General features: G+C 65.7%; 22 protein-coding genes. 7 read left to right on the top strand and 15 right to left on the bottom strand.

Annotated elements, in window-relative coordinates:
• Window positions 1-6 precede the first annotated feature (6 nt).
• From JYG32_RS24420 to JYG32_RS24440, 5 genes are all read right to left on the bottom strand, one after another.
• Complete coding sequence (locus JYG32_RS24420; RefSeq protein ID WP_213267264.1) at window positions 7-1,869, bottom strand: methyl-accepting chemotaxis protein; 1,863 nt, start codon at window positions 1,867-1,869, stop codon at window positions 7-9.
• A 158-nt stretch (window positions 1,870-2,027) separates the two neighbouring features.
• A complete protein-coding gene (locus JYG32_RS24425) occupies window positions 2,028-2,687 on the bottom strand; it encodes an OmpA/MotB family protein (protein ID WP_213267265.1) in 660 nt (219 codons plus the stop codon).
• A gap of 39 nt (window positions 2,688-2,726) precedes the next feature.
• A complete protein-coding gene (locus tag JYG32_RS24430) occupies window positions 2,727-3,491 on the bottom strand; it encodes a flagellar motor protein (protein WP_096474947.1) in 765 nt (254 codons plus the stop codon).
• Between the two features lie 13 nt (window positions 3,492-3,504).
• Window positions 3,505-4,752 carry a cyclic nucleotide-binding domain-containing protein gene (locus JYG32_RS24435; RefSeq protein ID WP_213267266.1) on the bottom strand — a complete coding sequence of 416 codons (1,248 nt, stop codon included), beginning with the start codon at window positions 4,750-4,752 and terminating at the stop codon, window positions 3,505-3,507.
• 238 nt (window positions 4,753-4,990) lie between these two features.
• Window positions 4,991-5,653 (bottom strand): glutathione S-transferase family protein, encoded by a 663-nt coding sequence (locus tag JYG32_RS24440; RefSeq protein ID WP_174378878.1) that lies wholly within the window; start codon window positions 5,651-5,653, stop codon window positions 4,991-4,993.
• Window positions 5,654-5,942: 289 nt separating this feature from the next.
• Between JYG32_RS24440 and JYG32_RS24445 the strand changes: the two genes are divergently transcribed.
• Window positions 5,943-7,298 carry a polyhydroxyalkanoate depolymerase gene (locus tag JYG32_RS24445; protein WP_213267267.1) on the top strand — a complete coding sequence of 452 codons (1,356 nt, stop codon included), beginning with the start codon at window positions 5,943-5,945 and terminating at the stop codon, window positions 7,296-7,298.
• A gap of 121 nt (window positions 7,299-7,419) precedes the next feature.
• Here the strand turns inward: JYG32_RS24445 and JYG32_RS24450 are convergent, their stop codons facing one another.
• The 8 genes from JYG32_RS24450 to JYG32_RS24485 all read right to left on the bottom strand — a co-directional run bounded on the left by JYG32_RS24450 (window position 7,420) and on the right by JYG32_RS24485 (window position 12,600).
• A complete protein-coding gene (locus tag JYG32_RS24450) occupies window positions 7,420-7,890 on the bottom strand; it encodes a hypothetical protein (RefSeq protein ID WP_213267268.1) in 471 nt (156 codons plus the stop codon).
• Between the two features lie 61 nt (window positions 7,891-7,951).
• Window positions 7,952-8,089, bottom strand: coding sequence for an HHHH-motif protein (locus JYG32_RS24455; protein ID WP_167347852.1), 138 nt, complete (start codon window positions 8,087-8,089; stop codon window positions 7,952-7,954).
• A gap of 343 nt (window positions 8,090-8,432) precedes the next feature.
• Window positions 8,433-8,867 (bottom strand): cupin domain-containing protein, encoded by a 435-nt coding sequence (locus JYG32_RS24460; RefSeq protein ID WP_174378875.1) that lies wholly within the window; start codon window positions 8,865-8,867, stop codon window positions 8,433-8,435.
• A gap of 210 nt (window positions 8,868-9,077) precedes the next feature.
• Window positions 9,078-9,845 (bottom strand): ABC transporter ATP-binding protein, encoded by a 768-nt coding sequence (locus JYG32_RS24465; RefSeq protein ID WP_174378874.1) that lies wholly within the window; start codon window positions 9,843-9,845, stop codon window positions 9,078-9,080.
• Between the two features lie 24 nt (window positions 9,846-9,869).
• Entirely contained in the window at window positions 9,870-10,583 is a 714-nt protein-coding gene (locus JYG32_RS24470; RefSeq protein ID WP_213267269.1) for an ABC transporter permease, read from the bottom strand.
• Window positions 10,580-11,269: an ABC transporter permease gene (locus JYG32_RS24475; RefSeq protein WP_174378872.1), complete on the bottom strand. Its 690-nt coding sequence runs from the start codon at window positions 11,267-11,269 to the stop codon at window positions 10,580-10,582. Before JYG32_RS24475 ends, JYG32_RS24470 begins: the two co-directional genes overlap by 4 nt.
• A 68-nt stretch (window positions 11,270-11,337) precedes the next feature.
• Complete coding sequence (locus JYG32_RS24480; protein ID WP_213267270.1) at window positions 11,338-12,111, bottom strand: ABC transporter substrate-binding protein; 774 nt, start codon at window positions 12,109-12,111, stop codon at window positions 11,338-11,340.
• 309 nt (window positions 12,112-12,420) lie between these two features.
• Window positions 12,421-12,600 (bottom strand): winged helix-turn-helix domain-containing protein, encoded by a 180-nt coding sequence (locus tag JYG32_RS24485; RefSeq protein WP_433960873.1) that lies wholly within the window; start codon window positions 12,598-12,600, stop codon window positions 12,421-12,423.
• 288 nt (window positions 12,601-12,888) lie between these two features.
• On the opposite strand from JYG32_RS24485, the gene JYG32_RS24490 reads away from it, so the two are divergent.
• The 3 genes from JYG32_RS24490 to hutC all read left to right on the top strand — a co-directional run bounded on the left by JYG32_RS24490 (window position 12,889) and on the right by hutC (window position 15,389).
• Window positions 12,889-13,203: a hypothetical protein gene (locus JYG32_RS24490; RefSeq protein WP_249744866.1), complete on the top strand. Its 315-nt coding sequence runs from the start codon at window positions 12,889-12,891 to the stop codon at window positions 13,201-13,203.
• Between the two features lie 180 nt (window positions 13,204-13,383).
• Window positions 13,384-14,511, top strand: a complete 1,128-nt coding sequence (locus tag JYG32_RS24495; protein ID WP_213267271.1) for a porin — start codon at window positions 13,384-13,386, stop codon at window positions 14,509-14,511.
• Between the two features lie 182 nt (window positions 14,512-14,693).
• Window positions 14,694-15,389, top strand: coding sequence for a histidine utilization repressor (hutC, locus tag JYG32_RS24500; RefSeq protein ID WP_213267272.1), 696 nt, complete (start codon window positions 14,694-14,696; stop codon window positions 15,387-15,389).
• 7 nt (window positions 15,390-15,396) lie between these two features.
• On the opposite strand, the gene JYG32_RS24505 is transcribed toward hutC, so the two are convergent.
• Window positions 15,397-16,638: a glycosyltransferase gene (locus tag JYG32_RS24505; protein WP_213267273.1), complete on the bottom strand. Its 1,242-nt coding sequence runs from the start codon at window positions 16,636-16,638 to the stop codon at window positions 15,397-15,399.
• Window positions 16,639-16,733: 95 nt separating this feature from the next.
• Between JYG32_RS24505 and JYG32_RS24510 the strand changes: the two genes are divergently transcribed.
• Window positions 16,734-17,354 (top strand): TetR/AcrR family transcriptional regulator, encoded by a 621-nt coding sequence (locus JYG32_RS24510; protein WP_213267274.1) that lies wholly within the window; start codon window positions 16,734-16,736, stop codon window positions 17,352-17,354.
• 125 nt (window positions 17,355-17,479) lie between these two features.
• Here JYG32_RS24510 and JYG32_RS24515 read toward each other — a convergent pair whose 3' ends face one another.
• On the bottom strand, window positions 17,480-18,094 hold the full coding sequence (locus JYG32_RS24515; protein WP_174378867.1) for a TetR family transcriptional regulator: 615 nt from the start codon (window positions 18,092-18,094) through the stop codon (window positions 17,480-17,482).
• A 390-nt stretch (window positions 18,095-18,484) separates the two neighbouring features.
• On the opposite strand from JYG32_RS24515, the gene JYG32_RS24520 reads away from it, so the two are divergent.
• Both JYG32_RS24520 and JYG32_RS24525 read left to right on the top strand, forming a co-directional pair.
• Window positions 18,485-19,147, top strand: a complete 663-nt coding sequence (locus JYG32_RS24520) for a DUF3313 domain-containing protein (protein WP_213267275.1) — start codon at window positions 18,485-18,487, stop codon at window positions 19,145-19,147.
• A gap of 34 nt (window positions 19,148-19,181) precedes the next feature.
• Complete coding sequence (locus JYG32_RS24525) at window positions 19,182-20,774, top strand: intermembrane transport protein PqiB (RefSeq protein WP_213267276.1); 1,593 nt, start codon at window positions 19,182-19,184, stop codon at window positions 20,772-20,774.
• The last annotated feature ends 6 nt before the right edge of the window (window positions 20,775-20,780 follow it).

The raw sequence follows: 20,780 nt of genomic DNA on the forward strand, positions 1-20,780 counted from the left end.
CGGACTTTATTCATCCACCTTGAACGCCGACACCAGTTTGGTCAATTCCGCCGCTTGCTGCTTCAAGCTCTCGGCCGCCGCTGCGCTTTCTTCCACCAAAGCCGCATTCTGCTGCGTCATCTGATCGAGCGACTGCACCGCATCCCCGATCTGATCGATCCCTGCACTCTGCTCCAGGCTCGCTTCGGCAATCTCGCTCATCATCGCGCTGACGCCTTGAACCTGCGAGACGACATCGCTCATCACCTTCCCCGCCTCGCTGACCAACCGCGACCCGGTATTCACCGTCCCCGCGCTATGTTCGATCAGCGCCTTGATCTCCTTCGCCGCCTGCGCGCTACGCTGCGCCAGATTCCGCACCTCCGAAGCCACCACCGCAAACCCGCGCCCCTGCTCCCCGGCCCGCGCCGCCTCCACAGCCGCATTCAACGCAAGAATATTCGTCTGAAACGAAATACTGTCGATCATCACGATGATCTCGGAGATCCGCTGCGACGCGTCGCTGATCTGCTCCATCGTGCTCACGACCTCGCCCACCACCTGCCCGCCACGCGCTGCCGCATCCGACGCGCCGGTGATCATCTTCGCGGCGGTCGTCGCCGTCTCGGTGTTGTTCCGCACCACGGCCGTGATCTCTTCCATCGACGAAGCCGTCCGCTCCAGGTTGCTCGACTGCCCTTCGGTGCGTTCGCTCAAATCCGCATTCCCCGAAGCAATCTGCGCCGACCCGGTCGCGATCGACGCGGACGCCGCCCGAATCCGGTGAACCAGCGTCGACAGCGACGACACGAACCGGTTGAACGCGTCCGACAACTGCCCGATCTCGTCCTGGCTTTCGACCGTCATCCGGCGCGTCAGGTCACCTTGGCCGCTCGCAATCTCCGACAGCAACGTCGCCGCACGCCGGATCGGCGCGGCAATCGCGCGCCCGACCAGCCAGATCACGAGCAGCGCGACACCAAGCCCCACCACCGCCGCGACCAGCGCCGCGCTGCGAATCGCGCGCGTCACCGGCCCGAGCAGTTCCGCCTGCGGCACCTCGACGACGACATACGCATTCAGCTCCGGAACGAACGACGTCGCGATGAAGCGCGCGCCGCCGTCGCCGTTGTAGCTCAGGTACGCATACGGCTTGCCGGCGAGCAGCGTCGACGACGCATCGTCAGGCAGCCCATGCTGGTCTTTCAGGAAATGCTTGCCGTCGATCAGCGACGTATCGCGATGCATCATGATCGCGCCGTCGGGACGCACGAGATACGCGAACCCGGTCTCGCCGATCCGGTAAGCGGCAATGCCCTTCGCGAGCGCATCGACGGACAGGCTCATGCTGGCCGCGCCGATCGGCGCGCCGTCGAGTTCCACACGGCTGTTGATGAACATCATGTAGCCGCCAACGGTCACCTCGCGATCCATGTTCACGTCGAACGCCTTGCCGGACGACAGGAAACTGGTCAGCCACTGATCCTTGTCGGTGACCTTCCGCTGCAGGCCGGCTTCGTTGTAGTAGTTGCCGCTCTTCACGGACACCCACTGCACGGACGCCGCCTTCTGCTCGTCCTTCACGTTCTTCGCGAGCTGGATCCAGTTGCGCGTACCGGCATCGGGTTCGCCGTCGGCTTCCCACTGCAGCAGGAACGCATCACGCGCGAGAATGCGCGACGCGGCGATCGGCCCGGCCATCTGCCGCTGCACGTCGGCGCGAATGCCGCTCACGGCGGTCGGCAACTCCTCGCGGACGACGCGGTCACGCACCGCGTTGCCGATCAGACGGATGCTCAGTCCGCTCGAAATCGCGACGAACACGAGCAGGCAACTCGTCATGCTGAGAATCAGCTTGTTCTGAATGGAAAGCTTGCGCCAGAAATGCATGGGGAACCCTCGATAACCGCTCGGTCTGAGCCAGTTTGGGTTATCGGCATGCACGCGCAGAACCGCATCGCTGACTTCAGATACCAATCATGCGAGATTCGTTATGTTGTTGACAGGCGGGCATATGCGCCCGCCTATGCGCGCAAGATCAGCGCGAATCAATACGCGACGAAGATCGTCACGCGCCGATTTCGCGCCCGCGCGGCGGCATCGTCGCCCGCCACGAGCGGCTGCGTATCGGCCCGCCCGATCGCCGCGAGCCGGTGCGGCGCCACGCCGCGCTCGGTCAGGTAGCGCACGACGCTCCCCGCCCGCGCCGACGAAAGCTCCCAGTTCGATTCGTATTTCGCGTTCGCGATCGGCACGCTGTCCGTATGCCCTTCGACGAGGATGTCGCCGCTCGCGTGCTCGCTCAGTGCCTGTGCGATCTGGTTCAGCACGGGCGCCGAATCGGGCAGCAAACGCGCATCGCCGACATTGAACAGGATCTTCGCGTCGATGCCGATCTCGACACCGTGCGGTGCCTTCACCAGCGAAATCCGCCCGTTCGTCTTCAACGAATCGAGCAATGCGAGCCAGGCCGGCGCGCGTTCGGGCACGGCAGTACTCGCAGCGCCACCAGCGTGTCGCGCAAGCGTCTGGTATCGCGCGTCGAGCGCGTTGTATTTCGCGAGCTGGAGCACATACAGCGCGAGAAACAGCACCATCAGCGTCGTGATGAGATCCGCGTACGAAATCAGCCAGCGTCCGGACTGCGCGCCTTCGGCTTCATCGTCGTCGCGATCGGCGGCAATCGCGCCGTCAGTTCGGGCTGTCATGCCGAAGATCCCTGTTCGTCGTACCGCAAACGCAGCACATCACGCGAGCGACTCCGCCGCCCGCCCGCGCACGTCACCGGTCAACCGCGTTTCGATCGTATGCGGCGACTCCTTGCGCGAGATCGCGAGCAATCCGTCGAGATACAGCTTGCGGAACCGCAGTTCGCTATCGATCTGCGCGCGCAGCTTGCCGTAAAGCGGCAGAAACACGAGGTTCGCAAACGCCAGCCCGTACAGCGTCGCAATGAACGCAACCGCGATGCCCGGCCCGAGTTGCGCCGGTTCGAGAATATGGCTCGTCACCTGCACGAGCCCGAGCACCGATCCGAGAATGCCGAACGTCGGCGCATAACCGCCGGCCTGCTGCCACACGCGCGCGGCGGCCAGGCGGCTGCGCTCGTACGCGTCGAGTTCGCGCTGCAATGCATCCTCGAGCACGGCGGTCGACACGCCGTTCGCCAGCAGTTCGAGCCCGCGGCGCGCGAACGGATGGATACCGCTCACGTCCATCGATTCGAATGCGAGCAGCCCGTCGAGCTTCGCGCGATCGCCCCATTCGAGCAGGTCGGACAGGTTCTTGCGATCGACCTCGCGCGCACGTACGAACGCGAGCCGCAACTGCTTCACCGCGTCGAAGAAGCGTGCCCAGGTGTTCTGGATCATCACCGCGCCGAGCGTGCCGCCGAGCACGATGACGAGCGCCTCGAACTGGAACAGCATCGTGAAATGCCCGCCTTCGAGCGCGAAACCGAACACGATCGCCGCGCCGCCCAGCACCACACCGGCCAAGGTCAACAGATCCATACGCCTCCCCGTGTCATGTATCCGACGCATCCGACGCCACGAACGCCGCACCCGTCGCAGGCGCCTTGGCCGCGCGCACGGCATCCAGCACGCGCTGCTCGATATCCTCGATCTCGATCGGATCGAGCTTGAGCTCGCGGCGCATCACCCACGACACCTCGTTGCGCCGCGCCTCGGTCATCACGGAGAACAGCTTGTCGGCCACTGCGCGATCGTCGAGGTTCGCGATCAGCTTCGCGAGATCGTACGTATCGAACGCGCTGATCACGTCGAACAGCGTGCGCTGGTCGACCCGCACGAGATCCTCCAGCGCGCGCACGTCGCCGCCGCGACGCGCGTTGCGCCGCGAGAAGTACGCGACGCCCTTTTGCTCGACGTAACTGAGCACCTTCGATTTGCGGAACGCGAACACTTCGTCGGCAATCTCGCCGTTCGACAGCTTGTTGAGCAACAGCGTCTTCTCGACGCCGATCAGCGATTCGAGATCGGCCAGCTCGATAAGCTCGAGTTCGCTGTTGATCGACACGTCGAGATCGTGATCGGCAACTTGCTGCGCGCGATCGATCACGCGCGCGGCATCGAACGTGACGACCTGGCGCGCATCCGACGAAGCCGCATAGTCGGATGCACCGCCGGCAAGGTCGGCCTGCGCGGCTTCGATCGTGACGAGGTTGAGCTTCTCCATGCGTCGCAGCATCGCGAGCACGTGCGGCCGCGAGTGGCCGGCAATCGCGCGGCATTTGCGGATCACTTCGGCGAGCGGCACCGAGGTTTCGGCCGCGTGGGCCTGCATCGGCCGGCGCGCCCATCCGTCGCCGGATTCGCGCGCATCGGCTCCGGCCATCAGCGACAGCACATGCGCATACGACAGCACGCCGGGCATGAAGTCCGCATGCGTATAGGTCGCGAGCTGGTCGTCCTTGCGCTTCACGCGCCGGATCATGGTTCGCACGATATGGCGCAGCAGCGCCGACACGCGCTCGATTTCTTCATCGAGCATGCCGGCCGGCACGACCGTGAGCTGACAGAATGAAAGCGCCTTCGCGGTATGGGCGCGCGGCTCGGCGGCAAGCAATGCCGATTCACCGAAGAACTCGCCACGGCCGAGCGTCGCGACGATGACGCGCTTGTCGTCACATCGCGTGGACAGCTCGACCTTGCCGTCGGTAATCAGAAAGATGACGGGCTCTCCGGCGAAGCCCTCCGAGTAAATGATCTCTCCGGGCGCCGCCGTACGCGTCCACGATTGCTGACGATTCAAGTCGATTCCCCTGCTGCGCTGAATGTTGCGGACTGCGCGTCGCATGTCGAAAGCATGCGTGTCACGAGTCGTCCCCGTGACTCGTTTACGTCATCGGGCTCAACATCCTTTAGGGAATTCGCACCCGGTTCGGGGCGAAATCAAAGTAAAACGTTTGCGGGTTGCGCGGCTGTATCGGGAAGTTCATTTCCATGCAGGCGCGTGTAGTGCAATTGAAAGCGCGCTGCGATGATGCGCGTCAAAACTCCATGTCGAGTTCGTCGATGTCTTCCTGCTCCGCCTTCGCCGCGTCGATCCATTCCGCGACGAACGGATGCGCGAGCACAAGCATGCAGTACTCGGCGATATCCGGCTCCAGCTTCACGTCGTAGGTCAGGAAGCGCGTGACGACCGGCGCATACATCGCGTCGGCAATGCCGATCTCCGCGCCGAACAGCCAGGGCCCACCATACGCGGCCAGACACTCGCGCCAGATCGTCACGATCCGCTGGATGTCGTGCTGCGCGCGCGACCAGATCCGGAAGCCGGGGAAATGAGCGCGCAGGTTCATCGGCAGCGCGGATCGCAACGCGCTGAAACCGGAATGCATCTCGCCGCAGATCGACCGGCAATGCGCGCGCGCATGCCGGTCCTCAGGCAGCAGCCGCGCCTGCGGCCGGATTTCGTTCAGGTACTCGGCGATCGCGAGGGTATCCCACACCCGGTTGCCGTCATGTGTCAGGCACGGCACGAGAATCGACGGCGACAGCAGCAGCAGCTCCGCGCGCGACGCGGCATCGATCGGCACGCTGACCGTCTCGAACGCGAGCCCGCTCAGCTTCGCGAGCAGCCAGCCGCGCATCGACCACGACGAGTAATTGCGGCTGCTGATGGTCAGCGTCGTCTGTCCGGTGGATTCCATGTCACTCCCCTGCTGAAAGCTGTTCGTGCCCCTGCACCGAAAACGGACGCCGCACCCGTCACCCGCACCACACCTGTGCAGCTCATTCGCCGAACTGGCGCAGCGCCGCACCGTGTCGCGGCATGGGCCGCTCGCGAGACCGGCGTGGAAACGCATCGCGTGCGGCCGCCGGTCGTCGGCGTGCCGCCTGAGCCGCCGCGTTACCGAACCGCGTGCAACGCGCGTGCCAGCTACATGCTGGCACACGGCTTGCCTCGTTCATTGCAACGCAGCGCAACGAGCGACGGCCATGAACCTGCTTGCCTATCCGTTTTACCAATGGTCTGCAGAATGCCTGCGCCCGGCGCGCGCATGGGCTGCGACCACGCGCGCGACGATGTCGCTGTGGCCACCCGCCGCGTCGACACCGACAGGCCGCATGCTCGACGCGCTATGCGAACTCCTCGAATGCTGCGCGTTCTCGCATCAGCGTCCGCCGTTCGGGATCGCGTCGATCGTCGTCGACGGAGAAACGGTGCCGATCGTCGAGGAAGCGGCAGCCGCCACGCCGTTCGGCACGCTGCTGCATTTCCGCAAGGCGCGGCCGGTCGCGCGCCAGCCGCGCGTGCTGATCGTCGCGCCGATGTCCGGGCATTTCGCGACGCTGCTGCGCGGCACGGTGCACACGATGCTGGCCGACCACGACGTGTACATCACCGACTGGCACAACCCGCGCGACATCCCGCTGACGGCCGGGCGCTTCGGTTTCGACGAATACGTCGCGCACATCATCGATTTCATCCGCCATATCGGTCCGGACGCGCATGTGCTCGCGATCTGCCAGCCGACCGTCGCCGCGCTCGCGGCAGTCGCACTGATGGCCGCCGGCGGCGATCCGGCGCAGCCCGCGAGCCTGACGCTGATGGCGGGCCCGATCGACTGCCGCGTGAATCCGACGAAGGTCAACGCGCTCGCCACGAGCCAGCCGATCGAATGGTTTGCGAAGAACCTGATCAGCGTGGTGCCGGCGGGCTTCGTCGGTGCGCAGCGGTGCGTGTATCCGGGCTTCGTGCAGGTCGGCGCCTTCATGTCGATGAACCCGGACCGGCACGCGGCGTCGTTTGCCGACCTGTATTACGAGCGCGCGAAAGGCGACCCCGCGAAAGCCGACACGCTGCGGCACTTCTACGACGAATACTTCGCGACGGCCGACCTCACCGCGGAGTTCTATCTGGAAACGGTCGAGAAGGTGTTCCAGCAATACGCGCTCGCGCGCGGCGAGCTGACGGTCGGCGACAGGCTCGTCGAACCGGCGGCGATTCACCGCACCGCGCTGCTGACGATCGAAGGCGAGAAGGACGATATCTGCGCCGTGGGCCAGACGGTGGCCGCGCAGGAGCTGTGTTCGGGGTTGCCGTCATATCTGAAGACGCACCACGTGCAGACGGGCGCGGGCCACTACGGCGTGTTCAACGGCAGCCGCTGGGAAACGCAGATCTATCCGATCGTGCGCGCGACGATCCACGACAACGAACCGTACGATCGCACCGCGGATGTGGAAGGCAAAGCGAACGGCACGCACTACGTCACGCTGCGGGTATTGCTCGATGCGCGCGCAACCGGGCACGATGCGGCGACCGAAACGCCACCGCATCACGCGCACTGAACCCATGCGGCAACGCAACCGCCGGCGTTGCAAATGAATCGCCCCGCCGTAGCGGCGGGGCGAGATTGACTACAGCCTTCAGACGGCGCGCGAGCGAATGAACTCGCGCGCCCCGCCCGCGTTACGAGCAGGCCTTGCCGTGCGACGCATGGAAGCCCTTGGCCTTCGCATCCGCTTCCGACATGTAGCTGCCGTGCTTCGTCTTGCCGTAGTACTTGTCGGTCGAGCAGTGATAGACCTTCGTGCTGTCGTTGGCCCACACCTTGCCCGAGCCGCCGCCCGGCGCTGCAGCCGCGGTCGTCGCCGGTGCGCTCTTCGCGGGTGCGGCACCCGACGCAGCGGCAGCGGAAGCCGCCGTTGCCGGCGCCATCGCGGCCGGCGCGCTGGCGGCAGCCGCCGACGATGCGCCGTACCAGGTCTTCACGCCCTTGTGGCCGGCACATGCGCCCTTCTTCGACGCGCCCGAGTAGAACGAACCGTCCTTGCACAGACCGGTCGTGCCGGCCGGCGCGCTGGCCGGAACCTGCGCGAATGCACCGATCGACACACCCATGCCGGCGACCAGCGCGGCGATCAACATCGTTTTTTTCATAGTCCTCTCCTGATTTGCCTGAATGGTCAAAGCGTCCCGGACATCCCGGGGAAAACCACGGTTACCGCACCCAGCGGCACACGCGATGGTGGTGATGATCGAAATGGCACACGCGGTGCGAATGGGCTTCGGCAAGCGCCGGAGCGAGAACGGCACATGCCACTGCGGTGGCCGTCAGGATCTTCGCGATGCGCTTCATGGAACTCTCCCGGGTAGGTCAGCCGGTAATCCGGCCGGTACCTCCTTAACGCCGGCCGTCGACAGGCCGTGCACCGCGCAGTCCGCAATTGACGATCTTTGACACCACGTAACAATCCGTCACGCGAAGCTGACGAATCTCTTTCTTTTCTTTCCGGATCTTCAGCTTCGCAACCGTTCGGAATTCGAATGAACGGGGCGAAGGGGAAAGCAGCTCGCTGGTGTCGGCGAGGCACGCGGAAGCGTCCGGGAAGCATCAACGAAAAACCGCCCGAAGGCGGTCTGTCGCAAACGTGCGCACGAGGCGCGTCGATCGGCGCAGCGCACCTCGGGAAACCGGGCAGCTACGCGCCCGTCTCGCCCCACGGCGTCGGCGGCGGCACGGCGCACGGCCCTTCGACGTCGATCGACTTGAAATCGGCGGGCCCGACGATCTCCAGATACTCCATGTCCGGCGAGTAGTCGAACAGGTAGTGGACGATCCCCGGCGCCTGATGCACGCAGTCGCCGGCGGCCACCAGCGTTTCCTGCTCGCCGTACATGAAGCGCGCCCAGCCCTTCAGCATGATCACGATATGGAACTCGGCCTCGTGACGGTGCCAGCCGGTGCCCGCCTCCGGTGCATGATTCGCCCGGACGAGTTGCGCGACGACCTTGCCGTTCGTCGCGGCCGCGATGCCGAGATCGCGATACAGGAAGAAGTCGCGCAGGCCTTCGCCCCGATACGCGGTGTCCTGCGGCTTGACATGGGAAAAATGGGTCGTGGTCGGCGTGCTCATCGTGGTGCTCCTTCATCGAAAGGATCCAGCCTGACAAGCATTTAGCGTTCCAGTTTGCGACGGCGCGAAGCCGTGCAAGTTACCGCTCATGCGTGTCGCGCGGCGCGCCTTTGACGGATGCGCCCGCGCAACTGTAAGCGTACTTCAATCTCCGCATCGCCCGTGACGCCATTACGACTTCACGGGCGATGCGCAATGCTGCCTGCCTTCTTACTTCAACCGACCCGACAGGAACTGCCCGAGCCGTTCGCTCTTCGGATTCACGAGAATCTCCTGCGGATTCCCTTCCTCCTCGATCTTCCCCTGATGCAGGAAGATCACGTGATTCGACACGTTGCGCGCGAAGCCCATCTCGTGCGTGACGACGACCATCGTGCGGCCTTCCTCGGCGAGCTTCTGCATCACCTTCAGCACTTCGCCGACGAGTTCCGGGTCGAGCGCCGACGTCGGCTCGTCGAACAGCATCACTTCCGGCTCCATCGCGAGCGCGCGTGCAATTGCAACACGCTGCTGCTGGCCGCCCGACAGGTGCGACGGATACATGCCCTCGACGCGCGGTGCGAGGCCGACCTTCTCCAGATACTTGCGGGCCCGCGCGATCGCTTCTTCCTTGCCGATCCCGAGCACGGCCATCGGCGCCTCGATCACGTTCTCGAGCACGGTCATGTGTGCCCACAGGTTGAAGTGCTGGAACACCATCGACAGCTTCGTGCGCATCCGCTGCAGCTGCTTCTGGTCGGCCACGCGCAGCGACCCGTTGCGGTCGCGCGCGGTCTGGATCGGCTCGCTGCCGATCGTGATCTGCCCCGAGCACGGCTGCTCGAGGAAGTTGATGCAGCGCAGGAACGTGCTCTTGCCGGAGCCGCTCGAGCCGATGATGCTGATCACGTCGCCGGCCTTCGCCTTCATCGACACGCCTTTCAACACCTCGTTGTCGCCGAATTTCTTGTGCAGGTTGTCAACGGTGAGCTTGTACATGCTTGGTCCTTCCTTGCGAATGCATTAGTGGCCGCGCGGCGAGAGGTACGCGAGCCAGCGCGTCTCGAGCTTGCGGAACGCCCAGATGAGCGTGAACACGACGGCGGCGTACAGCACGGCGGCGATGCCGTAGGCCTGGAACGACATGTACGTCGCCGAATTGACGTCGCGCGTGACCTTCAGGATGTCGGGCACGGTCGCGGTGAACGCGAGCGTCGTCGCGTGCAGCATCAGGATCACTTCGTTGCTGTAGCTCGGCAGCGAGCGGCGCAGCGCGGAAGGCAGGATGATCCGCGTATAGAGCTTGAAGCGCGACATCCCGTAGGCGAGCCCGGCCTCGATCTCGCCGGCCGACGTCGCCTTGATCGAGCCCGCGAAGATCTCCGTCGCATACGCGCATTCGTTCAGCACGAACGCGAGCAGCGTGCAGTTCATCGCGTTGCGGAAGAACGTGTCGAGCAACACGTGGTTGTGCACGACCTGCAGGCTGTAGATGCCCGTGTAGCACATCAGCAGCTGCACGTAGAGCGGCGTGCCGCGGAACACGTACGTATAGAGCCACACGGGGCCCGAGATCCAGCGGTTCGACGATGCGCGCGCGATCGCGAGCGGCACCGCCAGCGCGAAGCCGAGCGCGATCGACACGACCAGCAGCCACAGCGTGATCGCGAGGCCGCTGAAGCGGTAGCCGTCGGTGTAAAGATAGCTTTGCCAGTACTGGCTGACGAGTTCGATCACAGTGCGAGCCTCCGGACGCCGACGGAATAACGCTTCTCGAGGTGATGCAGCACGACGTTGGACACCGTCGTGATCGCGAGGTAGATCGCGCCCGCTGCCAGCGTGAAGAAGAAGAAATCGAGCGTGCTCTTGCCCGCGTCCTGCGACGCCTTGACGACGTCCGCCAGGCCGATGATCGACACGAGCGCGGTGGCCTTCACGAGCACCTGCCAGTTGTTGCCGATGCCGGGCAGCGCGAAGCGCATCATCTGCGGGAACAGGATGCGGCGGAACACGCGCCAGCCGCCCATCCCGTACGCGAAGCCGGCTTCGAGCTGGCCGCGCGGCACCGCGAGGAACGCGCCGCGGAACGTCTCGGTGAAGTACGCGCCGTAGATGAAGCCGAGCGTCACGACGCCGGCCACGAACGGGTCGATGTCGATCTGGTCCCAGCCGAGCAGGTCGGTCGCGTTGTTCAGCAGGATCTGGATCCCGTAGAACAGCAGCAGCATCAGCACGAGGTCGGGCACCGCGCGGATCAGCGTCGTATAGAAAGTGCCAATCGACTTGAGCACGCGGTTGGTCGACAGTTTTGCCCCCGCGCCGGCGAGCCCCAGCACGAGCGACGCGGCGAGCGACAGCACCGCGAGCTTCACGGTCTCGACCGTGCCGGCCCACAGCAGCGGGCCAAATCCCTGGAAAATCATGTCAGCGTATCCTGATCCTGAAAGACAGGCGGCGCAGCGCGGCCGAAGCCGCGTGCGCCGCGAAAGCGTCAGCCGCCGTAGACGTCGAACGCGAAGTACTTCTTCTCGAGCTTCTGGTACGTACCGTCCTTCAGCATCGCGGCGATGGCTGCGTCGATCTTCGCCTTCAGGTCGGCGTCGTCCTTGCGCAAGCCAATGCCCGCACCGTTGCCGAGCGTCTTCGGATCGTCGATATCCTTGCCGGCGAAATCGAAGTTCGCGCCGCGCGCCGTCTTCAGGAAGCCGATGTCGGCCTGCACGGCATCCTGCAGCGCCGCGTCGAGACGGCCGGACGTCAGGTCCTGGTACACGCCGTCCTGGTTCTGGTAAGGCACGACCTGCACGCCCTTCGGCGCCCAGTAGGTCTTCGCGTAGGTTTCCTGGATGGTGCCCTGCTCGACGCCGACCGTCTTGCCCTTCAGCGATTCGGCCGTCGGCTGCAGGTTCGCGCCCTTCTTCGCGACGAGGCGCGTCGGCGTATTGAACAGCTTGTCGGAGAACGCGATCTGCTCGGCACGCGCCGGCGTCATCGACATCGACGACAGCACGCCGTCGAACTTCTTCGCCTTCAGCGCCGGGATCATCCCGTCGAAGTCGTTCTCGATCCACACGCATTTCGCCTTCAGGCGGGCGCAGATCTCGTTGCCGAGATCGACGTCGAAGCCGACGACCTTGCCGCTTGTGTCCTTCGATTCGAACGGCGGATAGCTGGCGTCGACGCCGAACCGGATCGTCGACCAATCCTTGGCGTGGGCACCGACCGCGATGCAGGCAAGGGCAATACTGAGCGCGAGTTTCTTCATGGCGTTCCTGTCAGAGGCGAACTGGGCCGGGGTCCCGTCGGGCGGCCTGCACCGGCGCTGCCGGCACGGCGGCTCCGCCGCGACCCCTTCCAACCTGGAAACCGCTCTGTTTGGCGACGCTCCAAGTTGTACATACAACTTTGCCTTTGCAGGGGCATCACCGGCAATCCGTGTTTATCTCTAATTGTCGGTGGATTATGACCGTGGGCCGTGAATTTCCTTAAATTTCAATTAATTATGGATTACGCTGCACTGAATTCCAGCTTTCTCGATGCGTACGAAAGCGGCCGGATGGCAGGTTGAACCTGTCTATACCTCGCGGGCCGTACCGACCGTTTCCAGACCGACCAGCCGGTAGCCGAACTGCAGTTCCGTCAGCAGGTGCCGCGGGCGCGCCGGCACGGGTTCGAGTTTCCGCCGCAGATTCGTCATGTACACGCGCACGTAGTGCGCGCGATCCGCGTCTGGAATGCCCCTGGCCTCGGCCAGCCGTTGCCGCGCACGCGCGCCGCGAGCTGGCCGGTCGCATCACGACGTTCTACCGTTCGAACACGCGCAGCCGTGCGCTCACCGCGAGCGTCGCCATCGCACGGATTTCCTTGCAGGCAATAAAAAGGCAGTCAAGACGAAAGCCGGCGGCCGTTGGGTCTTTATGCGTTCTTTTCAACGCCGGTGCGAGTCTATACACCGTATCGTCACCGCGATTCCTAGAATGGGCGCCATGTCCAAGACGAAATCTCCGCGGTGCGGAGCACGATGCGACCCGGGGATGAAAGCATGAAACCGACCAGAACCGAATCCGCTGCTTCACGCGATCTGCCGCCCGTTCGTTCGCGGCGCCGGTACCCCGCGGACGAACTCGTGCTGCTGTCGATCCGCGTCGAATCGGACAACCTCGCGGTCGTACGGCGCCGGCTGCATCAGGCTGTCGGCGCCGCGCTCAATTTCTATACGGCCGCGCTCGACAAGCGCACCGGGCGCGCGTGCATCGAGCTCGAAGTCGCGCGGTCGCAGGCATCGCCGGCCATCATGGCGATCCTCCGCCTGCTGCCGGCCGCCGAGTTCGGCACGATCCGCCTGTTGCAGCACTAGCCGGCGTTCGTCGCGGCCGCACGCGACGCGCGTCACGCGGCCAACCCCCTTTTATCGATTCGAACGCACGCAGCCGACACGAACGCGCGCGGTTCTTCACGGACCCATGCGAGTCCGCGCGCCGGCGCGCACGACGGATCGTCGTTCCCGTCGTTACGGGCCTTTCCAGGAAGTCACTCAATGAAAAAAACAGTCGTCGGTACCCTCTCCCTCGCGTTCTTCGGCGCCGCCGCGCATGCGCAAAGCAGCGTCACGCTCTACGGGATGCTGGATGCCGGTATCGCCTATACGAACAACCAGTCGGGCAAGAGCGCGTGGCAGCAAGGGAGCGGCCTGCTGTCGAACACGGTGTTCGGCCTGAGCGGCAACGAGGATCTCGGCGGCGGCCTGCACGCGCTGTTCCGCCTTGAAAACGGCTTCAACCTGAACAACGGTACGCAGTCCTACCGGAACACGATGTTCGGGCGCCGCGCGTACGTCGGCCTGCAGAGCGACCGATACGGCGCGCTGACGCTTGGCCGCCAGTACGACGCCGTCGTCGACTATCTCGGCCCGCTCGCGATGGCGAACAACGGCGACGGCAACAACCTCGCGTCGCATCCGTTCGACAACGACAACATCGACGATTCGTTCTACATCGACAACGCGGTGAAATACACGAGCCCGACGCTCGCCGGCTGGCAGATCGACGGCCTGTACGGGTTCAGCAACGCGGCCGGCGGCTTCGCGAACAATCGTGCGTACAGTGCGGGCGTGTCGTACGCGAACGGGCCGGTCAACTTCGGCGCCGCGTATCTGCAGCTCAACCGCGGCGGGCTGACGGCCGGCGGTGCGCTGTCGACGAACGACGGGCCGAACTTCCCGGCCGTGCGCCAGCGCGTGATGGGCGTCGGCGGCAGCTATGCGTTCGACCGGCTGACGGTCGGCGCGCTGTGGACGCATTCGATGTTCGACGAGACGGCCGCGTCGTCGCTGCCCGGCGCGCTGAACGCGCTGCGGTTCGACAACTACGAGGTCAATGCGCGCTATGCGCTGACACCGGCGGTCTCGTTCGCGGGCGCCTATACGTTCACCGAAGGCCGCTACGACGACGCAGCCGGCAGCCACCGGCCGAAATGGCACCAGGCGACGCTGATGGCCGACTACGCGCTGAGCAAACGCACCGACGTGTATGCGCAAACCGTGTACCAGCACCAGTTCGGCGTGCGGTCGGGCGCAACGCTCGGGTTCGCGAACGTCACGGGGCTCGCCGCTTCGTCGACGAACACGCAGGTGGTCGCAACGGTCGGCATCCGGCATCGATTCTGACCTCGCGCAGGCCATCGACGGCCGGCCGCTCTGTGCAATCCCGCATGGACGCGCGCCGGCCGAACAGGGATCATTCGGGGAATCCGGGCCCGCGCGCCCGCGAAACCGGTACACTCGGCGCCGGGCGCGCGCCGGATCGGCATTCGGCGGCGGGCCGCTGCCGACTCTCGAATCGTGATCCCATGACCACACCGATCTATCAGGAAATCAAGGACTTCATCCTCGCGCGCATTCATGCCGGCGAATGGGCGGAAGGCGACCAGGTGCCGTCGGAGAACGAGCTCGCGCGCGAATTCAACGTCGCGCGGATGACCGTCAACCGCGCGCTGCGCGAGCTGACGGCCGAACAGGTGCTCACGCGTACGCGCGGCTCGGGCACCTACGTCGCGTCGCCGAAGTACGAATCGACGCTCGTCGCAATCCGCAGCATCTCGGACGAAGTCGCCGCGCGCGGCCACGGCTATCGCGCGCAGGTGCTGCAGGTCGGCGCGGCCGTCGCCGATGTGAAGCTCGCCGACGAGCTGCAGCTCGATACGGGCGGCCCGATCTTCCATTCGCGCGTGCTGCACTTCGAGAACGACACGCCCGTGCAGCTCGAGGAACGCTGGGTCAATCCGGCCTGCGCACCCGAATACGCGTTGCAGGACTTCACGACGACGACGCCGAACCAGTACCTGACGCGCGTCGCGCCGCTGCAGCGCGTCGAATACCGGATCGAAGCCGCGATGCCCGACACCGAAACGCGCCGCCATCTGACGATGGACGACCGCGAGCCGTGCCTGCTGCTGCATCGGCGCACGTGGTCGCAGGGGATGGTCGCGTCGGTGGCCAATCTGTGGCACCCGGGCAGCCGTTACCGGTTCACCGGGCATTTCTGACGCGGCCTCACCGCGCGCCGGGGCGCCCCCATCGCTCGATCGCGCCGACCGCCCGCTTCAAGCCGTCCTCCTGCGCGATGCGCGCGCCGAGTTCCGTTGCGCGCGCCTTCGTCTCGCCACGTTCGGCAAACGCGATCGCCCGCGCAAGCGCGGCGGCGTTCACGCGCCGCCCCGCGACCGGCGCATCCGTGACGCCGAGCCGTTGCAGCCGGTTCGCCCAGAAGAACTGATCGCCCGCGAACGGCACGACGACCGACGGAATGCCGGCTCGCGCGGCCGAATGCGTGGTGCCCGATCCGCCGTGATGAATCGCCATCGATACGCGCGGGAACAGCCAGTCGTGCGGCGTGTCGCCGATCACGCATACGTGCGCCGGCAGCATCGACGCATCGATGCCGCTCCAGCCCGGATAGAACAGCGCGCGCCGGCCGTCGAGCGCACGCACCAGCGCATCGGCCATCGCGGCCCGGTCGAAACCGGCCATGCTGCCGAAGCCGATGTATACCGGCGGATCGCCCGAATCGAGAAAGTCCGAAAGTTCAGGCGGCGGCGCCCATGCGTGCGCATCGATACGCCACTGCCCGCATGCGAGCACCTGCGACGGCCAGTCGGCCGGACCGGACAGCAGCGCCGGCGACACGCCGTACAGCATCGGATGATCGGTCCACACGTGCTTGCGCGGCGGCAATCCGCACACGCTTGCGCGCGCCGCATTCGTTGCCTTCCTGAACGCTTGCCACAGCAGCGCGTTGACGCACCGGTGGCTTGCGCGGTTCAGCCAACACGGCAACTTCCCCGGCGGCAGGAACGGCGACGCGAACCCGGCGGTTGGCGTGATCGGGATCATGCCCGTACCGATTGCCGGCACTCGGCGATATTCAGCGACCGACAACCCGACGAACGACGCGAGCCCCGATACGAGGATCGCGTCGCAACCGGCCGACGCGTTCGCGACTTCGCGCATCCAAACGGCCGTGTTCGCATTTGCGATCGCCGCAAGCGCCTTCGACGTGTCGCTGAAACCGCCGCGCCCACGCACCGCGTCCGACAACGCGCCGTCCGGTGCGATCGCGCGGCGGATATCGCCGGACAACGGCGCCGACGGCACGCCGAGCGCGTCAGCCGAACCGAGCGTCGCGGCATCGGCCAGCAGCCGGACTTCGTGACCGGCATCCAGCAACGCACGGCCGAGCGCCGCGAGCGGGCGTGTGTCGCCTTCGGTGCCGTAGGTGGCGATGACGAGCTTCATGCATGACTCCTCGTGCATGGCGGAAACGGGTGGATTCGGAAAAGTACACGTCGTATACTAATGCAATTCGTTCACTTTCAGTCGACACCGCCGCCATGCCGATTCCGACCGACGATCCGGGCCGCCGCGCGCGCAAGCGCATCCAGATGCTCGCGCATCTCGCCGCCACCGGCGCGCGCCTGTTCGATGCGCACGGCTACGATGCCGTCACGATGGAGCAGATCGCCGCGCAGGCCGATGTCGCGAAGCGCACGCTGTACAACCATTTCCCGACGAAGGAAGCCGTGCTCGCGCACTGGCTCGAAGGCGAACTCGCGCGCGACCTCGCGCATCTGCAGCGCGACGTCGCGCGACGCAAGACCTTCGCGTCGCGCGTCGGCTGCGTGCTCGATGCGTCGGCCGCGTGGTGCGAGCAGCATCCGGTATACCTGCTCGCGTATCTGCGGCACCGCTTCCTGAGCATCGGTGCAGCCGAACCGGAACATGGCGGGGAGAACGGCAGCGATATCGCGCTGGTGTGGCAGCAACTGATCGCCGCGGGGCAGCAATCCGGCGAACTGAACGGAGCGCTGCGGGCCGACCAGCTCGCGACGTGGTTCCATCACCTGTATCTCGCGGCGATGCTGCGCTGGCTGACGGTGCCGGGGCTGTCGCTGAAACGGGAGTTTCAGTCGGTCGCGAAGTTGTTTGTCGAAGGCGCGGCAGCGAAACGCTGAGCGGTGCAAGGCGCGGGTCGGTCAGGCGCCCGCAAGCTCGCAAACTCACAACCGCCCGAGCACGACCGCGAGCAGCGAGCGCCCGAAACGGGCGACCGCCGCACCGCATGCGACAAATGCACGCTTCATTTCTTCCGCGACGATTTCGCCGCCGGCGCATCGCGCTTCGCGGCATTACCGCCACCCGACGGCCATTGCGTCTCGTCGAGCAGCCGGTCGAACAACCGCGCGCGCTCGTCGGCCGACAGCGGACACAGCCCGAACATCGCCGATAGCGCGAGCCCCCAGGCCGCCTTCCATCGCAACAGTGCAAGATCGGGATCGCCGGATTCGGCCGCGATGCGCTTCGCGCTCTCGCCGTCGATATCCCGCACCATCTGCAACGGCGCGGGATCCTCGACCAGCGCCGCCATGATCGCGAGCGCCGCCGACGGCTGCTGGTCGATCACTTCGCGCATCGTCGCAATCTGCGCGGACAGCGTCGGCTGCGCTTCGCCCGGATCGCGCGCGGCCAGATAGTCGCGCTGGAATCGTTGGTAGTAGTCATGCTGATGCTCCATCAGCGCGTTCAGCACCTCGCCTTTCGTGCGGAACTGATGCATCAGCCCGCCCTTGCTGATGCCGCTTTCGCGCGAGATCGCATCGAACGTGAGCTTGCCCGGGCCGTCGCGCTCGAGGATCGCGAGCGCCGCCTGGATCGCGGCAGTGCGCGTTCGCTCGGAACGCGTCGGGTTATCCATGAACTTTCCCCGGTATCGAGTCATGCAACGCGACCGCGCCGAACCGGCACGATCGCATGAAGGAAGTGCGCGGAGTCTATCACAAACAAACCGCCTGGTCGGTTTACATCCGGAAATGGCGGTGCTACGATCGGCTCCCGCATCGGCCCCGGTCGAATGACGGACCGCGTCGCGCACCGCATGGCGCGACGCGAGCGCCACCTGTGGCGCGGCTGCCCGGCCGATGACCGCTGCCGGACGGCTTGCCGCCCTCGAAATTCATGCGGTTCTTGCGCCCCAAAAACAAACCGTCTGGTTGGTTTTTTTCATAAACCCCGAACGGCGATGCCGCCCCTGTTGCACCACGCTTCGCACCGGCTCCACCGGCGCGAACCCGACCCGGAGAGTCAAATGAAACGAACGATCAAGTCCAGCCACCTGCTCAACGCCGCGCTTTGCGTCGCGCTTGCCGGATGCGCCGGCGTCCAGCCCACCCGCTATGGCGGCATCGAATCGTCGCCGTACCTGCGCAGCGATCCGCAGGACAAATCCGGCCGCGTGCCCTACCGCTACGCGCTGCCGGCGGACTGGCACAAGTACCGGAAGCTGATCCTCGACCCGGTGGCCGTCTATCGCGGCACCGATCACCAGTTCGGCGACCTGAGCGACCAGGACAAGTCGACGCTCGCGACGTACATGGGCGACACGTTCGCGAAGAAGCTCGGCAAGCGCTTCGAACTGACAAGCGCACCGGGCCCCGACACGCTGCGCGTGAAGCTGACGCTGACGGGCGCCGTGACGACGACGACATTTGCCGGCGCATTCGCGCATTTCGATCTCGCGGGCAACGTGTACAACGGCGTGCAGGCAATCCGCGGCCGCGAAGGCGCATTCACGGGCTCGGTCATCTATGCAGTGGAGATCCGCGATGCATCGACGAACCGGCTGATCAGCGCATACGTGACGAAGCAGTATCCGAATGCGATGAACATCGGTGCGAGTTTCGGTGCGCTCAGCGCGGCAAAAACCGGCATCGACAAGGGCGCGGATGCACTCGTCGCGCAATTCGACTGAAACCGGTCGGCACACGTTGGTGCGTGTTGCGCAGATGTGTGCCTGCTGGCCGCGAGCCGCGATCGTCTGGATCGTTCCGCTCGCGGCCGCCGCGTTCTGTATCGCTTGGGGCGTCTCGTCGCTCGGCAGCCGCGGACCGACCATCACGATCGCATTCGCGACAGCCGACGGACTGGAAGCAGGCCGATCGACGCTGCGGCTGCGCAACGTCGAGATCGGCCGCGTCACGCGCGTTCGCGCGTTGCGCGGGCAACCCGGCGTGATGATCGACGTGCGACTGGACACCGCCGCGCAGGCACTGGCGGTTGCGGACACACGCTTCTGGATCGTGCGGCCGCGCATCGGGCCCGGCGGCCTCTCCGGTCTCGATTCGATGCTGTCCGGTGCGTATATCGCGGCCGCACTCGGCAGTTCGCGCGAATCGCGCACGACATTCACCGGGCTCGATACACCGCCGGTGACTGACGACCGCGGCCGTCACTACACACTGCGCGCGACGTCGCTCGGCTCGGTCGCGATCGGTTCACCGGTCTATCACCGGCGCGCACGCGTCGGCCAGGTCGCCGGTTATACGCTCGATGTCGACGGACATGGCGTATCGATCGACGTGTTCGTCGCCGCGCCGTTCGATCGATACGTCGATGTCGATGCGCGCTGGTGGCAGGCCGGCGGCCTCGGGCTGCGGCTCGACGCAGGCGGCATGAAGCTCGGCACACCGTCGATTGCCGCGCTGCTTGCCGGTGCACTCGCGTTCGCATCGCCGCCCGGGCGCGCATCCATCGTCGCGGCACCGACCGGTGCGCGCTTTCGCGTGGCCGACGACGAAATCGACGCGATGCGCACGCCGAACGCACCGGCCGCGCCCGTCGTGATGCGTTTCGACCGCTCGCTGCGCGGCCTCGAGGTCGGCGCGCCGGTGGATTTTCGCGGCATCGAACTCGGCAACGTGACGGCCGTCGGCACCGAATACGACGCCGCACGCGGTGACGTCACGATGCGCGTGACGATGGCGCTCTACCCCGATCGCCTCGGCCAGCGCTATCGCGACGTGCTCGGCAACGGCGACACCGATGCCGGCAAGGCGCTGCTGCGCACGCTCGTCGCGCGCGGTTTGCGCGGCCAGTTGCGCGTCGGCAACCCGATCGCGAATCGCTCGTATGTCGCGCTCGACATGTTCCCGCACGCGCCGCCCGCCTCGGTCGATACGGATCGGCTGCCGATCGTGTTGCCGACCGTGCCCGGCACGCTCGACGTGCTGCGCGTACAAGTTGCCGATATCGCCGGAACACTTTCCCGGTTGCCGCTCGACCGCATGGGCACGGAGCTGAGCGCAGCGCTTGTGAACACCAATGCGCTGTTTGCGCAACTCGATACCGAACTCGCGCCGCATGCGCGCGATGCGCTCGGCGCCGCGCGACGGGCGTTCACGGCCGCGCAGGCAATGCTCGCGCAACAGGGCGCGCCCACATCGAACGTTCATCGCACGCTGACGCAATTCGCGCGCACGTCGAGCGCACTGCGCGCATTGGCCGGCGATCTGGAACAGCATCCGGAGTGGTTGCTGCCGAATGCATCGGGTGCCACGCAACCGGCCGACACACCGCGTCCGGCGAGTGCATCACGGTAAGCGCGT

Origin of the sequence: Burkholderia pyrrocinia (assembly GCF_018417535.1) — a bacterium.
In the GTDB taxonomy this organism is placed as follows: domain Bacteria; phylum Pseudomonadota; class Gammaproteobacteria; order Burkholderiales; family Burkholderiaceae; genus Burkholderia; species Burkholderia pyrrocinia_E.

Bases quoted from the DNA above. Each gene is read 5' to 3' on its own strand.
- JYG32_RS24505 (WP_213267273.1), bottom strand. From the start codon at position 16,638: ATGAAGCTCGTCATCGCCACCTACGGCACCGAAGGCGACACACGCCCG.
- JYG32_RS24460 (WP_174378875.1), bottom strand. From the start codon at position 8,867: ATGAGCACGCCGACCACGACCCATTTTTCCCATGTCAAGCCGCAGGAC.
- JYG32_RS24480 (WP_213267270.1), bottom strand. From the start codon at position 12,111: ATGAAGAAACTCGCGCTCAGTATTGCCCTTGCCTGCATCGCGGTCGGT.
- JYG32_RS24490 (WP_249744866.1), top strand. From the start codon at position 12,889: ATGAAACCGACCAGAACCGAATCCGCTGCTTCACGCGATCTGCCGCCC.
- JYG32_RS24525 (WP_213267276.1), top strand. From the start codon at position 19,182: ATGTGTGCCTGCTGGCCGCGAGCCGCGATCGTCTGGATCGTTCCGCTC.
- JYG32_RS24430 (WP_096474947.1), bottom strand. From the start codon at position 3,491: ATGGATCTGTTGACCTTGGCCGGTGTGGTGCTGGGCGGCGCGGCGATC.
- JYG32_RS24515 (WP_174378867.1), bottom strand. From the start codon at position 18,094: ATGGATAACCCGACGCGTTCCGAGCGAACGCGCACTGCCGCGATCCAG.
- JYG32_RS24465 (WP_174378874.1), bottom strand. From the start codon at position 9,845: ATGTACAAGCTCACCGTTGACAACCTGCACAAGAAATTCGGCGACAAC.
- JYG32_RS24440 (WP_174378878.1), bottom strand. From the start codon at position 5,653: ATGGAATCCACCGGACAGACGACGCTGACCATCAGCAGCCGCAATTAC.
- hutC (WP_213267272.1), top strand. From the start codon at position 14,694: ATGACCACACCGATCTATCAGGAAATCAAGGACTTCATCCTCGCGCGC.
- JYG32_RS24475 (WP_174378872.1), bottom strand. From the start codon at position 11,269: ATGATTTTCCAGGGATTTGGCCCGCTGCTGTGGGCCGGCACGGTCGAG.
- JYG32_RS24425 (WP_213267265.1), bottom strand. From the start codon at position 2,687: ATGACAGCCCGAACTGACGGCGCGATTGCCGCCGATCGCGACGACGAT.
- JYG32_RS24455 (WP_167347852.1), bottom strand. From the start codon at position 8,089: ATGAAGCGCATCGCGAAGATCCTGACGGCCACCGCAGTGGCATGTGCC.
- JYG32_RS24520 (WP_213267275.1), top strand. From the start codon at position 18,485: ATGAAACGAACGATCAAGTCCAGCCACCTGCTCAACGCCGCGCTTTGC.
- JYG32_RS24445 (WP_213267267.1), top strand. From the start codon at position 5,943: ATGAACCTGCTTGCCTATCCGTTTTACCAATGGTCTGCAGAATGCCTG.
- JYG32_RS24495 (WP_213267271.1), top strand. From the start codon at position 13,384: ATGAAAAAAACAGTCGTCGGTACCCTCTCCCTCGCGTTCTTCGGCGCC.
- JYG32_RS24510 (WP_213267274.1), top strand. From the start codon at position 16,734: ATGCCGATTCCGACCGACGATCCGGGCCGCCGCGCGCGCAAGCGCATC.
- JYG32_RS24420 (WP_213267264.1), bottom strand. From the start codon at position 1,869: ATGCATTTCTGGCGCAAGCTTTCCATTCAGAACAAGCTGATTCTCAGC.
- JYG32_RS24450 (WP_213267268.1), bottom strand. From the start codon at position 7,890: ATGAAAAAAACGATGTTGATCGCCGCGCTGGTCGCCGGCATGGGTGTG.